This window comes from Actinomadura sp. WAC 06369 (assembly GCF_003947565.1).
In the GTDB taxonomy this organism is placed as follows: domain Bacteria; phylum Actinomycetota; class Actinomycetes; order Streptosporangiales; family Streptosporangiaceae; genus Spirillospora; species Spirillospora rifamycini.
In genome coordinates this window covers 10728-24079 of sequence record NZ_QHJN01000060.1, presented here as the reverse complement: position 1 = coordinate 24079, position 13352 = coordinate 10728, and the positions used below count along the sequence as shown (strand labels likewise).

Here is a 13352-nt window from a genome sequence, read left to right as displayed (position 1 = left end):
TCGTTAAACTCGCCGTAACCGGTTTCGGTTACGTCGGCGTTATCCGAAGCGGGGCATACTCCGGACCGGCCGCGAGCCTGGAAGGGGACGGCATGCGGATTCTCATCGCCGAGGACGAGCACCTCCTCGCCGACTCGATCGCGGACGCCCTGCGCACGGAGGCGTTCGCCGTCGACGTCGCGTATGACGGCGACGGCGCGCTCGAGCGGCTCGGCTGCAACCGGTACGACGTGCTCGTCCTCGACCGCGACCTGCCGGTCGTCCACGGCGACGACATCTGCCGGCGGGTCGTCCGGTCGGCCGACCCGGTGCGGGTCCTGATGCTCACCGCGGCGGGCACGGTGCCGGACCGGGTGGCGGGGCTGTCCATGGGCGCGGACGACTACCTGACCAAGCCGTTCGCGTTCGAGGAGCTGCTGGCCCGCGTGCACGCCCTCGGACGCCGCGCCCGTCCGGCCGATCCGCCGCTGCTCAGGCGGGCGGGCGTGCTCCTCGACCGGGCGCGCCGCGAGGTCTACCGCGACGGCCGGTACATCCCGCTGGCCCGCAAGGAGTTCGGCCTGCTCGCCGAGCTGATGCGGGCGGACGGCGGTGTGCTGTCGGCCGAGGACCTGCTGGAGAGCGTGTGGGACGAGCACGCGGACCCGTTCACCAACACCGTGCGCGTCACGATGATGAAGCTGCGCCGCAAACTCGGCGAACCCCAGGTCATCGTCACCGTCCCGGGGCACGGGTACCGCGTCGCATGAAACCGACCATCCGCGTGCGCTTCGCACTGGTCTGCGCTCTCGTGACCGCGGTCGCCTGCGGGGCGTTCCTGGCCGTCCTGCACGTGGCGGCCAGGCGGTACCTCCCGGAGATGCTCCACTCCGCGGAAGAGGACGTCTACTGGAACCTCCCCGCGTACGACCGCATCCGGCGGGCGGCGCTGTCGAGGCTGCTCGTCTTCGGTGCCGCGGGTGTCACCGTCGTGAGCCTGGTGGCGGCCGGGCTCGGCTGGCTGCTCGCGGGGTGGGCGCTGCGCCCGCTGCGGCGGGTCACCGAATCCGCGCGGCGGGTCGCGCAGAGCCATGACCTGACCGAGCGCATCGGCCTGGACGGCCCCCGCGAGGACGCCACCGAACTGGCGGGCATCTTCGACGGCATGCTCGCGCGGCTCGCCCGCTCCTTCGACGGGCAGCGGCGGTTCGTCGCCAACGCCTCCCACGAGCTGCGCACCCCGCTCTCCATCAACCAGACGCTGGTCGACGTCGCGGTCCGCAACCCGGCCGCCTCCGAGGACCTGCGCCGCCTCGGCGAGTCCCTCCTGCTCGTCAACGCCCGGCACGAACGGCTGATCGACGGCCTCCTCACCCTCGCGGAGGGCGAGCGCACCGTCCTCGACCGGAGCCCCCTGGACCTCAGGGACGTGGCCGAGCACGCCCTCGACCGCTCGCAGGAGGAGGCCGGGACGAAGGACGTCACCGTCCATCGCCTCCTCGACGGCGCGCCGACGGCGGGGAACGCGATCCTGCTCGAACGCCTGGTGCAGAACCTCGTCGACAACGGCCTGCGCCACAACCGGGCCGGCGGCGAACTCTGGGTGACCACCCGCAGGCGCGACGACCGCATCGAGCTGCTGGTCGCCAACACGGGCCTGCCGGTGCCCGCCTACGAGGTCCAGAGCATCTTCGACCCGTTCCGCCGCCTGCACGGCGACCGCCTCGGCTCCGACCGCGGCAGCGGGCTCGGCCTGTCGATCGTGCGCGCCATCGCCGAAGCCCACGGCGGCCGGGTGGCCGCCTCCCCCCGCGCGGAAGGCGGCCTGACGGTGACCGTGGAACTACCCGCCCACGGGGACTGACCCGCGATCCATTCGCCGGTCCCGACGCCGGCGAGGCCGTGGCTGCGGGTGAGGCCCCGGGAGACACCCCGCCTCCGTCCCCGAACGGGTCAGGACGGCGTGGGCTCCGCCGGCGGGGCCGGATCCGCGGCGGAGCCGGTGCGGGGGACGGCGAGGAACTCGATGACGGCGGCGGCCGCGTCGCGGTAGGCGTCACCGAACCAGATGAGATGGCTCGGCGCCGTGCAGGGGACGAGCCGGGCGTCCGGGATGGCGCCGGCCAGGGACCGGGCGTGCGCGTAGGGCACCGACCCGTCGTCGCGCGAGGCGATCACCAGGGCCGGGCAGCGGAGCCGGGCCGCCTGGGAGGCCCTGCGGCCGACGCCGTCCGGGGCGGACATGACCTGCACGTCGTTGGCGAACCCCGAGCCCGAGCGCATCCGGCCGAACAGCCCCGCCAGAGCGGCCCGGCCGGGGCCGTCCAGTTCGCCGAGCACATCGGCGGCGCGGCGGGTCGTCAGGTCGGAAAGCAGCCCGCGGAGGACGAGGCCGGGGGCGCGCCGGGCGAGCGCGTGCACCAGGGACCAGGTGACGGCCTCGGTCCGGGGGTGGAAGACCGCTCCGGCGGCCAGGCGGGAGCGGCGGTCGGGCCACGGCAGCAGGCCGACGGCGCTCTCCAGGACGAGGCGCTCGACCAGGTCGGGATGGCGGTCGGCCAGCGCGAGGGCGAAGGGCCCGCCCGCCGACTGGCCCACCACGGCCGCCAGGGAGCCGATGCCGAGCCGCGCGCACAGGTCGGCGAGGACGCCGGCGAACCGGTCGGGCGTCGTCCCGGTGGCCAGCGGAGTACGGCCGTAGCCGGGGCGGGAGACGGCGAGGACCGTGTGCCCGGCGCCGGTGAACGCGGCCTCGCCCAGCGCGATCCCGGCGCGCATGTGCCCGCCGTGCAGCATCAGTACGGTGCGGGGCCCGCGTTCCTCCAGCCGGTACTCCACCCTTCCGGCGTCCAGGTCGATGAGTCGGGTCGGGCGTTCGGTCATGGCGCGGTCCTCGTCCAGTGGCCTGCAAGTGCCTGGATCAACGGACATCGCGTCGCCGAGGTGCCGACGGGGGCGGGGGTCAGCCCGCGATCCACTCGCCGGTCTCGACGCTGACGAGGCCGTGGCGGGCGGCTTCGATGACGGCTTCGCGCTGCGAGTGGACGCCGAGCTTGCTGAGGACGCTCTGGACGTGGCTGCGGGCGGTGCTGCGGGTGACGCCCATGGCCTTCGCGAGGGCCTGGGTGGACTCGCCGCGGGCGAGGCGGGTGAGGACCTCCCGCTCGCGGGGGGTGAGGAACCGGGCGACGCGTTCGGCGTCGCCGCGGCGGCGCGCGTTCGGGCGGCCGAGGCCCTGGTCGACGACGGTCTCGCCGGCGGCGACGCGGCGCAGGACGTCGAGGACGTCGCCGGCCTGCTGCCCCTTGTGCGCGAAGCCGCGGACGCCCGCGGCGATGCCCGCGTCCAGGACCGGGCGTTCGAGGAAGCCGGTCAGGACGACGAAGCGGGTGTGCGGCGCGGCGGTGCGCAGGCGCGGCATCCAGTCGAGCGCGGTGCCGGACGGGAACCGCAGGTCGATGAGGCAGACGTCGGCCCCGCCGGCGCGCAGCAGCGGCAGCGCGTCGGCGGGGGAGTACGCCACGCCGACGACGGTGTGCCCGGCGTCGGCGAGGACGAGCGACAGCGAGTCGGCGAAGACGGCGTGGTCGTCGCAGATCAGCACTCTCATGGGTGGGGCCGCCAGTCGTCCGGGTCGGGGGCGGCGGGCAGCAGCATGCGGACGCGGGCGCCGCCCATCTCGCAGGTGCGGATCTCGAGGCTGCCGCCGTATCCGGAGATGAGGTCGTGGACGATGCCGAGGCCGAGGGACGCGAGGCCGCGGGACGCGGTGCCGCGGGAGCCGCCGGTGCCGAAGCCGGGGCCGTCGTCGTCGATCTGGACGGTCACCCAGTGCTGGTCGGCCGAGACGTGCACGTCGACGCGGCTCCGGGCGACGCGGCACGCGTTGTCGAGGACGTTGCGGACGGCGCGCCACAGGGCGACGGGGTCCATGTGGGCCCACGCCTCGCCGCCGTGGTAGCAGACCTCGTGGGAGGTGGCGAGCTTGATGCCGGTGACGACCTCGGCGGTGAGCTCGTCGACGCGGATGCGCTCGGGGCCGGGGAGGCGGTCGTCGTCGTCCCCGTCGAGCCGGCGCAGGAGGTGGTCGAGCCAGCGGGTCTCGCCGAGCAGCTGCTCGACGCGGGCCCGGCTGGCGTCGCCGATGTCGTCGGCCACGGCGACGGCCGAGGCCAGCATGATGATCGTCCCCAGTTCGTGCCGGATGTCGTGCCGCAGGCGCCGCCGCCGCAGCGCGTCGCCCTCGGCGGACGACGCCGCGCACGGGCGCGCGGAGCGGGCGGCGAAGTCCCGCACCTGCGCGCCGGTGAGCGTGGCGACGCCCGCGGGCGCGTCCATCGGAATTCCCCGAGACCGCCCGTCGCTCATGAAGGACCCCCGTCCGTTATCACCAGCACCGTATCGACGGTCACCCGGTGTACGCGCGGTGTCCAGTTATTTGGCCGCAACCGTCCCCTGGCTGACCGGTAGTGGTCATGCACATCTGTCGGTAAACGCGGCTGATTGGATCGGCGTCTCGGGCAAGATTGTCGGTTACCCGTATGACATTTCCGTCATGCCTACGGCGTAGCCGTATTGCGCATTACGCCGGGTGCGGGCGGGCGGCGGCGGGGGGACAGTCGCGGTATGCCGACGGTCACTTTTCTCGGACATGCGGGCGTGTCGCTGGACGCCCGGGCGTTCCGCCTGCTCGCGGACCCCTGGCTCGCACCGACGGGGGCGTTTCTCGGGGCCTGGCACCAGTATCCGAGAAACGATCACCTGGACGCCGACCGGTTCCTGGACGCCGACTGGGTCGCGGTCTCGCACGAGCATCTAGATCATTTCGACCCGTGGGTCATCCGCCGGCTGCCGGCGCGGACCCGAATCCTCATTCCGCGCTACCCCGGTCCCGCGTTCCGTGAACGGATGGCGGCCGTCGCGGGTGACCGAACGGTAATAGAGATAGAACCGTGGGAGACATTTCCACTCGACTCCCATGGGTCCTGGATGACCGTCATTCCGGAACTATCGCCGATGTGCCATGACGCCGCTTTCCTGTTCGTCGCGGACGGACGGTCGGTGCTGCACGGCAACGACGCGCGGCTCACCGCGGCGCAGGCGCGCCGGGCGAAGCACATGGCGGGGGGACGGCTGGACGTCATGGCCCTGCAGGCGTCCGGGGCGTCCTGGCATCCGATCTGCTACGAGTACCCGGCCGCCGAGATGGCGGAGATCTCGATGAGCAAGCGGGTGTCGAAGCTGCGGTCGGTGCAGCGGCTCGTCCGGCAGGCCGCGCCGGAGCTGGCCGTCCCGTTCGCCGGCCCGCCCTGCTTCCTGGACGCCGAGGTCGCGCCGCTGAACTGGGTGCTGGAGCAGAAGGACGGCGCGTTCTGCGACCCGGAGGCCGCGGCGGTGTGGCTGCGCGAGCACCTGCCGGGCCAGCGGTTCGACTGCTTCAAGCCGGGCGACTCCCTCGACCTCGACACCGGCGGGATCGTCCGGGACCCGGTGTCGGCGGGGTTCTCGTTCGCCGACGGCGCCCGCGCCGAGTACCTGGAGCGGTACGCGGCCGACCGCGCGCCGCACATCGCGCGGGTGTTCGCCGCGAACCCCGAGCCGGAGCCGGGCCTGTTCGACCGGTTCGCCGCCCACTTCAAGTACCTGGGCGGGCTCAGCGACTACTTCCTGCGGCAGATCGCGATGGTGGTGCGGTTCGAGGTCACCGGCCCGAACGGCGGGACGTGGGACGTGGACCTGTCCCCGGACGGGGTGTCGGTCGCCGAGGCCGCCGCGGACGTCCGCCCGCACTACCGGATCACGACGGCGGGCCGCTGGGTCGAGTCGGTCCTGGCCGGCCGGATGGCGTGGGAGGACCTGCTGATCTCGTTCCGGCTCAGCCTCTACCGGGACCCGGACGTCTACAACGACCACCTCGTGGGGCTGCTCAAGCACGCGAACGCGCCCGCACTCCAGGCCGTCGAGGCGTACGAGACGGGGCGCGACTGGAGCGAGCGGATCACCGTGGAGTGGGACGGCGGCCGCTACGACATCCCCCGGTACTGCCCGCACGCGGGCGAGGACCTGGCGGTCGGCGCGATCGTCCGGGACGGGCGGGTCCACTGCCTCGCGCACAACTTCGCGTTCGACCTGGCGACCGGCGTGTGCGTCAACGCCCGCGCCGCGAACCTGACCAGCCGCCGCATCGGCTGACGTCCCGGGCTCGCGCGCCCCGGACCCCCTTCCGTCCCGGGGCCCGCGTCGAGGGCCGGGCCCGGATGCTCGCCCGCGTGAGCGTCCGGGCTCGGCTTTGCCACTATTGTGGTGCTTTCGGTGATCGTTTGGGGGTTGATAGGGTGCGCGGCCTTAACCGCACCAGGCTCGGCCTGCTCATCGTCGGTCTCGTGTTCGTCGTCGGCCTCATGGAGTGGGCGGCCGTGACCATCGGCTCGGTCGAGGTCCCGCTGCCGAGCAACGCGCCGGAGGGCGCGGTGACCGACACCAACGGCGCCCCGGACGCCGCCCCCTAGCGGACGTCCGGGCTACGGGCGCCCGGTGTTGCGGGCCCGGACGATGCTCTGCAGGTCGGGATGCCCGCCGCCGGACGCGTCCGCGAGGGTCGGGCACGCCCACTCCTCCTGCGGGCCCCACGTGTAGGTGATCTCCAGCGCGGGCGCGGGGACGAGCCGGTCCCAGCGGCGCAGCAGGGCGCGGAACTGGTCCTCGGTGGGCAGCCAGTACTGCTTGTCGCCGGACGAGCACTCCTGCCCGAACGCCTGCAGGACGGGCGCGACGCGGTCGCGCGGGATGCCCGCGCGGTCCGCCATCCGGACCATCCGGTCGATCGCCCCGATGTCGCACGTCCGCTTCGGCTCGACGGCCCCCCGGCACGGGTACGGGTCGAGGCCGACGATGTCGACGTTCACCTTCCCCGGCGTCACCGGCCCCATCGGCCAGTCGGTGAGCGAGATGAACGAGACCTGCCCGGGCGCGTGCTCCTCCAGGAAGTCGGCGCGCCGCTCGATCTCCGCGGCGACCCGCGGGCACTCGCCGGTGTTCGGCTCGTCCGACAGGTACCAGCCGTAGACGCGCGGGTCCCGCCCGTACGTCCGGACGGCCCGCGTGAACGCGTCGAAGTCGAGGGTGAAGTCGTCGCAGTGGAAGTTGCCGACCCACATCAGCGCCTGCATGCCGTGCGGGATCCCGGCGACGAGCGACGGGTCCGGCCGGATGTCCACCAGGTCGTAGCCGAGCTCCCGCAGCCGCGGGTAGTCGGCCGGTTCGGTGTTGAGCGCGATGCGGCGGGTCGGGTCGGGGTCGGCGGGGGACGTGCCGGGCGCCGCGGGCGGCCCCGTGTACGGGTCGTAGCGGTCCGCCGCCCGCACCGCCAGCAGCAGGCCGGCCGTCCCGAGCGCGGCCGCGGCCACGGCCGCCCCGATCTTGTACCGCAGGTCCATTCCCTCTCCCCCGAGAGCGTCGAGCGGCGGTTCAGGCGGCCGGGCCCGGCTTCTCCGCGGCCCCGGTCGGCCGCGCCGGGTCGGCGAACGGCGTCGCGAGCGGCCCGGGCTCCGCGAGCGGCTCCGGCGCCCGGTCGTCCGGCGCCGGGTCGTCCGGCGGCGGGACGGCGCGCGGGCGCCCGCCCTCCGGGGCCTCGCCGACGGCGCCGTCCGCGCCGACCCGCAGCGGCGGCAGCGTGAAGCCGAGGATGTGCCGGACGGTGTCCCACAGCGCCCGGAACGTCGCCCGCATCGACGGGTCCCGCAGGTAGACGGCGTCGATCGCGACCCGCGCGGGCACGATCTTCCGGATGTAGTTGCCGAGGTCGACCTCCTCGCCGGGCGGGAGCACGTCGAAGTCGCGGAACCGCACCTCCGACAGGCCCGTCAGGCCCGGCCGGTGGTCGAAGATCCACCGGCAGTGCGGGTCGTAGTGCACGGCGAGGTCGTAGGTCTCCGGGCGCGGCCCGACCAGCGTCATCTGCCCGCGCAGGACGTTCACGAGCTGCGGCAGCTCGTCCAGCGACCACTGCCGCAGCAGCTTCCCGACCCGGGTCAGCCGCGGGTCGCAGGTCGCGGTCACGGTGAGCCCGCCGACGCCCTGCCGCATCGTCCGGAACTTGTACATCGTGAACGGCCGCCCGCCCTGGCCCACGCGGGTCTGCCGGAACACCCCCGGCCCCCGGCTCGACAGCCGGACGAGCAGGTAGATCAGCAGCAGCGGGACGCTGAGGAGCAGCAGCCCGGCGAGCGCCCCCGCGACGTCCAGCACCCGGCGGGACCGGGACGGCGGGACGCCGTCGGACGGGTCGACGGGACTGCTCGGCAGGTCGGTGCGGTCCTCGGACATGGAGTCACCCCTTCTCTCCGGCGGCCCGCCGGGCCCGGACGTCCCGGTCCCGGACGCGCCGGAACCAGAGCAGCAGCGCGGCGGTGGTCGCGACGAAGGACACGGACGTGGCGATAGCGGCGCCCGTGGCTCCGTGCGACGGGATCAGCAGCACCCCGAGCACCACCACGACGGCGAGGCCGATGGCCTGCCCGGTGGACGCGGCGCCGGGCCGTCCGACCCCGTACAGGTAGGCCATGACCAGGCCGGTCACGCCGAACGTGACGACGCCCGCGAGGCGGATGTAGGTGGGGACCACCGCGTCGTCGAACACGTCGCCGAACACCCACGGCAGCGCCGTTCCTGCGACCAGCGCGAGCGGCAGCGCGGCCAGCGCGGACACGCCGAGCGCGGGCAGGACGAGCCGGGCGGTGCGCCGCGCGGCGGTCGCCCGGTCGTCCTTGGCGAAGTCGGGATAGAGGACGTAGTTCACGGCGAGTCCCGGGAGCTGCACCAGCTCGGCGAACTTGCTCGCGACCGTGTAGACGCCGAGGACGCTCGGCCCGGCGATCGCGCCGAGCAGCGCCATGTCGAACCGGAGCTGCAGCAGGTCGATGAGCTGCCCGACGTACCCGCGCAGCCCGTACCCGGCGATGCGGCGGCCGAGCCGCGCGTCCGGGCGGCCCCAGCCCGCGAAGAACCCGCCGCGGGCGAGCCGCCGGACGATCCACGCGGCGGCGGCGACGTCGGCGAGCACCAGCCCGGTGATCAGCGCGCCGGGCCCGTACCAGCCGATCAGGATGACCCCGTAGATCGGCAGGAACACGAACTCCTCGACGGCGATGGCGAGGCTCGCGCCGGCCTGGTCGCCGGTGCCCTGCAGCAGGCCCTTCCCGACCGACACGAACGTCTGCGTGAACGCGGGCGCGGCGGCGGCGAGCGTGATCCAGAACCCGAACGACTGGAAGAACACCAGGTGGATCGCCGGGCTGAGCAGCAGCCAGCCGGCGCCCGCGACGACCGCGCCGAGCACCGTCAGCGCGGCGAGCGTCGGACGGACGCGGCGCCGGTCCTCGGCGTCGCGCGCCAGGAAGTACGGGGCGGCGCCCGGCAGGCCCGCCGAGGACAGCTGGCACAGCAGCCCCGGCAGGATCCGGACGAGCGTGAACGCGCCGACCAGCGCGGGGCCGCCGATCCGCGCGACCATCACGGTCGCGACGCCGAGCGACGCGAGCGCCCCGACCCGGCCCGCCATGTTGCCCGCGACGAGCGCGACGAGCCGCCGCCGCAGCCGTCCGGCGTCCGCCCCGGCCGCGTCCCGCGGGACGGGGTCGGGCGGGACGGCCGGTCCGGGCGTGCGGGTGTCGGTCATCGGCCGCCCCCGGTCGCGGCGAGCGGACGGTCCGCCGACTCCCGGCGCCCGAACAGGTGCAGGGCCGCGATCAGCCCGAACACCGCCCAGCCGTGCCGGTAGTGCAGCGTCTCGTAGAACATCCCGGAGATCAGGAAGACGGCGACGAGCGCGCCGAACAGTTCCGGGCGCGGGACGATCCGGGCGTACTCCCCGGTCAGCGCGCCGTGCCGCGCGATCCGCGCGCACGTCAGCAGCAGCGCGAACACGAGGGCGACCAGGGCGACGCCGCCGAGGAAGCCGCGTTCGAGCGTCGAGGCGATGTAGTCGTTGTGCGCCTCGCGGACGTACGTCTCCTGCCGGTCCCGCATCGCGTTCTCGGTCTCGCCGGGCCCGATGCCCCACGGGTGCGGCTGCTCGGCGATCATGTCGGCGGTGGTGGCGAACACGGTGCTGCGCGTCGCGGTGCTGGAGTCGGTCGTCCGGCCGATCGAGTCGCGCAGCACCGGGTGGACGGCGCTGATCCGGTGCAGGTAGGGCTGGATGTCGACGGTCGTGACGACCGCGGCGCCGGTGCCGCCGACGAGCGCGGCGAGGGCGCCGGTGGCGACCGCCCGGTACGCGCGGCCCTCGCGGAACAGCCGGAACAGGTGCCCGAGGACGAGCGCGACGAGCAGCGACAGCAGGCCGCCGTTGGAGCCGGTGAGCAGCTCGGCGGCCAGCAGGACGCCCAGCACCGCGTACCGGCGCCACGCCGCGCGCGGCGTCCGCGTGGCCCGGACGATGAAGAAGACGCAGATGAACCAGTTCGACGCGTAGTTCGCGTCGCCGAACGTGAACATGGCGCGCATGCCGTCCGGCTGCTTGCCCGACAGCGCGTCGACGCCGAGGACGAACCCGCCGATCATCACGAGCGCGTAGCACGTCCCGAAGCCGACGAACGCGCGGACGGCGACCCGCAGCAGCCCCGGGTCGCGGCTGAGGTTCGCCACGCACACGCCCCAGAACAGGACGAACAGGTCCTTGGCGAGGGTCAGCAGCCCGGCCTGGTTCACGTACGCCGCGACGCCGCCCGCGATGATCGTCAGCAGGGTCGGCAGCAGGAACGGCCACCGCACCGGCACCTTCCGGGTGCCCGCCCACAGCAGCGTCGCGACCGTCAGGACGACGAGCATCAGGTCGGGCAGCCCGGTGTTGCCGGGGCCCGGCGGCAGTCCCGCCGGCATCAGCATCGGCAGCGACGCGATCCCGAGGGACAGCAGCACCGCCTCCGGCCGCCACCGGTTCCGCAGCGGCGCCGGGCCCGCGCCGCCGCCGGGGCCCGCGCCGCGCCCGTCCGGCCCGTCCGGCGCCGCCGCGACCGGCGGCCTGTCGGTGATCGTCGTCATGGGCGCCGCGAGCCCCCTCGGTACGTCTCGTCCAGCACGGTGCCGAGATGCGCGGGGGAGAACCAGTCGCCGACCCGGTCGCGGGCCCGCGCCGCCATCCGGGCGGCGGCGACCGGATCGTCCAGCAGCACCGCGGCCGCGGCCGCCAGCCCCGCCGGGTCCTCCGGCCGGACGAGCATCCCGGTCTCCCCGGCGAGCACCAGGTCCTGGTTGGACGGGACGGCCGTCGCGACCAGCGGGATCCCCGCGCCGATCGCCTCGACCAGCACGCACGGCAGCCCCTCCCAGCGGGACGCCATCGCCATCACGTCGAACGCGGGCAGCACCGCCGCGACGTCGTCGCGGTGCCCGAGCCAGCGCATCCGCTCGCCGATCCCGAGCCGGTCGGTCAGCCGCGCCAGCTCGCCCGCCATCGGCCCGCCGCCGACCCACAGCCCGAACACGTCGCCCGGCAGCCGCGCGATCGCCTTCGCGAAGACCTCCGGGCCCTTCTGGAACGTCAGCCGCCCCACCGACCCGACGACCTTCACCCCGAGCGGCAGGTCGAGGCGCCGCCGGGCCTGCGCCCGCGACCCCGGCGCCGCCGCGTACGCCGCGACGTCCACCGCCGGCCACGACAGGCGCACCCGCTCCGGCGTCGTGAGCCCCAGCCGCAGCGCCGTCGTCACCGTCTCGGACCCGATCGCGAGGAACGCGTCCGTCCGCTTCGCCGCGATCCGCTCCAGACCTATATACGCGCGGCGCCGCGCCCACGACTGGAACTCGTTGAACGGGAATCCGTGCCAGGTGTGCACGATGCGCGGCACGCCCGCCCGCGCCGCCGCGACCCGCCCGATCACGCCGCCCTTCGCGCTGTGCGTGTGGACGACGTCGTACCGGCCGTCGCGCAGCACCGCCTCCAGCGTGCGCAGCGCCGCCAGGTCGTCGCGCGGGGAGATCTGCGGGACCAGCGGCCCCACCTGCACGATCTCCATCCCCGCCGTGTGCGCGCGCGGGGTCAGGTCGCCCGCCGCCGCGTGCGCGACCGCGTCGTCCCCGTACCGCACCGCCGCGCGCCCGCCGCCGGACGCCTCGCTGTCGATGCCGACGCCGCCGGTGACGATCGCGCGCTCGTAGGCGCCGTCCGGCAGCGCCAGCATCCCGTTCAGCGCGACCTGCCCGGCGCCCCCGTTGAACCGGGTGATCACCGTGGCCACGCGCAGCTTCCGGTCCTTGCTCACGGGCACCTCACAGCCGAGGAGGGTCGGTACTCCGGCAGCAGCCGCCGCAGCAGCAGCCGCACGCGGCGCGCGTCGCCCGCGCCCGCCGCCGCCTCCAGCGCGTCCAGCAGCGCGGGGAGCCCGGCCGGAGGCGGCGCCGGCCGGGTCGCCCAGATCTTCGGGTGCACGGTGCGGATCCGGCGCTCGGAGTCGGCGAACGCCTTCTCCGCGAGCTTCTCGCCGGGGCCGAGGCCGCTGAACCGGATCGTCACCTCCGGCAGCCGCAGCTGCTCGGCGTACCGGTGCACCAGGTCCACGACCGGGACGGGGCGGCCGACGTCCAGCGCGAACGTCTCCGCCTCCTCCGCCAGCGCCGCCGCCTCCAGCAGCAGCCCCGCCGCCTCCTCCACCGTCATGAAGTTCCGCGTCGCCGCCGGATGCGGGACGGTCACCGCCTCGCCCGCCGAGATCCGGCGGGCCAGCCGGCGCAGCGGCGGCCCGCCGTCCAGCACGCTGCCGACGCGGACCGCCGCGAAGCACGTCCGGGTGCCCGTCGCCGCGTGCGGCAGCAGCTCCGCCAGCCGCAGCGTCGCGCCCAGCACCGACGTCGGGTCCGCGGCCAGCTCCGACGACACCAGCACCAGCCGCTCCACCCCGTGCCGCACCGCGCTGTCGACCGTGTGCCGGGTGCCGAGGACGTTCTCCGCGACGCCCCCGCACGGGTCCCGTTCGACCGCCGCCAGGTCCCGCCGCCCGGCCGTGTGGAACAGCAGCTCCGGGCCCGCCATCGCCACCACCCGGTCGACGCGGGCCGCGTCCCGCACGTCGGCGCGCGCGATCGTCACCGTCCCGTCCGGCAGTCCGGTGAACTCGCGGCCGAGCCGCTCCAGCCCGCCGCCGTCGGTGTCGACCAGGCACAGCGCCGCCGGACCGTACCGCCCGACCCGCCGGCACAGCGCCGCCCCGACCGGCCCGCACGCCCCGGTCACCAGCACCCGCCGGCCCCGCACCAGCCGCCGCCCGCGCGGGCCCGCGAGCACCACCTCGTCCCGGCCGAGCAGCAGCGCCATCGGGCTGGCCGGTCCCGGGACGGCGGGGACCGGACGGCGGCGCGGCAGGTAGCGACGCACG

At 74.9% G+C, this 13352-nt stretch carries 13 protein-coding genes; 4 read left to right on the top strand and 9 right to left on the bottom strand.

Annotated features, from left to right (window positions below):
* Positions 1 to 92: 92 nt before the first annotated feature.
* Both DMH08_RS18095 and DMH08_RS18090 read left to right on the top strand, forming a co-directional pair.
* On the top strand, positions 93 to 749 hold the full coding sequence (locus DMH08_RS18095; RefSeq protein WP_125616138.1) for a response regulator transcription factor: 657 nt from the start codon (positions 93 to 95) through the stop codon (positions 747 to 749).
* Between the two features lie 14 nt (positions 750 to 763).
* Positions 764 to 1843 (top strand): sensor histidine kinase, encoded by a 1080-nt coding sequence (locus DMH08_RS18090; protein WP_199747869.1) that lies wholly within the window; start codon positions 764 to 766, stop codon positions 1841 to 1843.
* Positions 1844 to 1932: 89 nt separating this feature from the next.
* Here DMH08_RS18090 and DMH08_RS18085 read toward each other — a convergent pair whose 3' ends face one another.
* From DMH08_RS18085 to DMH08_RS18075, 3 genes are all read right to left on the bottom strand, one after another.
* A complete protein-coding gene (locus tag DMH08_RS18085; RefSeq protein WP_125616132.1) occupies positions 1933 to 2862 on the bottom strand; it encodes an alpha/beta fold hydrolase in 930 nt (309 codons plus the stop codon).
* 79 nt (positions 2863 to 2941) lie between these two features.
* Complete coding sequence (locus DMH08_RS18080) at positions 2942 to 3589, bottom strand: response regulator transcription factor (RefSeq protein ID WP_125616128.1); 648 nt, start codon at positions 3587 to 3589, stop codon at positions 2942 to 2944.
* A complete protein-coding gene (locus tag DMH08_RS18075; RefSeq protein ID WP_125616125.1) occupies positions 3586 to 4317 on the bottom strand; it encodes a sensor histidine kinase in 732 nt (243 codons plus the stop codon). The genes DMH08_RS18080 and DMH08_RS18075 overlap by 4 nt, the downstream gene beginning before the upstream one ends.
* Positions 4318 to 4605: 288 nt before the next feature.
* Between DMH08_RS18075 and DMH08_RS18070 the strand changes: the two genes are divergently transcribed.
* Together DMH08_RS18070 and DMH08_RS40185 are read left to right on the top strand one after the other, a co-directional pair.
* Positions 4606 to 6171 (top strand): Rieske 2Fe-2S domain-containing protein, encoded by a 1566-nt coding sequence (locus tag DMH08_RS18070; RefSeq protein ID WP_125616122.1) that lies wholly within the window; start codon positions 4606 to 4608, stop codon positions 6169 to 6171.
* 143 nt (positions 6172 to 6314) lie between these two features.
* Positions 6315 to 6488, top strand: coding sequence for a hypothetical protein (locus DMH08_RS40185; RefSeq protein WP_157432984.1), 174 nt, complete (start codon positions 6315 to 6317; stop codon positions 6486 to 6488).
* A 12-nt stretch (positions 6489 to 6500) separates the two neighbouring features.
* Here DMH08_RS40185 and DMH08_RS18065 read toward each other — a convergent pair whose 3' ends face one another.
* Genes DMH08_RS18065 through DMH08_RS18040 form a run of 6 tightly spaced genes read right to left on the bottom strand, consistent with a single transcriptional unit; the run spans position 6501 to position 13351 of the window.
* Positions 6501 to 7415 carry a hypothetical protein gene (locus tag DMH08_RS18065; protein WP_125616119.1) on the bottom strand — a complete coding sequence of 305 codons (915 nt, stop codon included), beginning with the start codon at positions 7413 to 7415 and terminating at the stop codon, positions 6501 to 6503.
* Positions 7416 to 7446: 31 nt separating this feature from the next.
* Positions 7447 to 8304, bottom strand: coding sequence for a sugar transferase (locus tag DMH08_RS41050; RefSeq protein WP_199747868.1), 858 nt, complete (start codon positions 8302 to 8304; stop codon positions 7447 to 7449).
* A 4-nt stretch (positions 8305 to 8308) separates the two neighbouring features.
* On the bottom strand, positions 8309 to 9655 hold the full coding sequence (locus DMH08_RS18055; protein ID WP_125616116.1) for a lipopolysaccharide biosynthesis protein: 1347 nt from the start codon (positions 9653 to 9655) through the stop codon (positions 8309 to 8311).
* Positions 9652 to 11022: an O-antigen ligase family protein gene (locus DMH08_RS18050; protein WP_125616113.1), complete on the bottom strand. Its 1371-nt coding sequence runs from the start codon at positions 11020 to 11022 to the stop codon at positions 9652 to 9654. Before DMH08_RS18050 ends, DMH08_RS18055 begins: the two co-directional genes overlap by 4 nt.
* Positions 11019 to 12242 (bottom strand): glycosyltransferase, encoded by a 1224-nt coding sequence (locus DMH08_RS18045; protein WP_026402343.1) that lies wholly within the window; start codon positions 12240 to 12242, stop codon positions 11019 to 11021. The genes DMH08_RS18050 and DMH08_RS18045 overlap by 4 nt, the downstream gene beginning before the upstream one ends.
* A complete protein-coding gene (locus DMH08_RS18040) occupies positions 12239 to 13351 on the bottom strand; it encodes a polysaccharide biosynthesis protein (RefSeq protein WP_125616110.1) in 1113 nt (370 codons plus the stop codon). Before DMH08_RS18040 ends, DMH08_RS18045 begins: the two co-directional genes overlap by 4 nt.
* Position 13352 lies beyond the last annotated feature (1 nt).

Bases quoted from the DNA above. Each gene is read 5' to 3' on its own strand.
- DMH08_RS18055 (WP_125616116.1), bottom strand. From the start codon at position 9,655: ATGACCGACACCCGCACGCCCGGACCGGCCGTCCCGCCCGACCCCGTC.
- DMH08_RS18065 (WP_125616119.1), bottom strand. From the start codon at position 7,415: ATGGACCTGCGGTACAAGATCGGGGCGGCCGTGGCCGCGGCCGCGCTC.
- DMH08_RS18080 (WP_125616128.1), bottom strand. From the start codon at position 3,589: ATGAGAGTGCTGATCTGCGACGACCACGCCGTCTTCGCCGACTCGCTG.
- DMH08_RS18095 (WP_125616138.1), top strand. From the start codon at position 93: ATGCGGATTCTCATCGCCGAGGACGAGCACCTCCTCGCCGACTCGATC.
- DMH08_RS18075 (WP_125616125.1), bottom strand. From the start codon at position 4,317: ATGGACGCGCCCGCGGGCGTCGCCACGCTCACCGGCGCGCAGGTGCGG.
- DMH08_RS18085 (WP_125616132.1), bottom strand. From the start codon at position 2,862: ATGACCGAACGCCCGACCCGACTCATCGACCTGGACGCCGGAAGGGTG.
- DMH08_RS41050 (WP_199747868.1), bottom strand. From the start codon at position 8,304: ATGTCCGAGGACCGCACCGACCTGCCGAGCAGTCCCGTCGACCCGTCC.
- DMH08_RS18050 (WP_125616113.1), bottom strand. From the start codon at position 11,022: ATGACGACGATCACCGACAGGCCGCCGGTCGCGGCGGCGCCGGACGGG.
- DMH08_RS18070 (WP_125616122.1), top strand. From the start codon at position 4,606: ATGCCGACGGTCACTTTTCTCGGACATGCGGGCGTGTCGCTGGACGCC.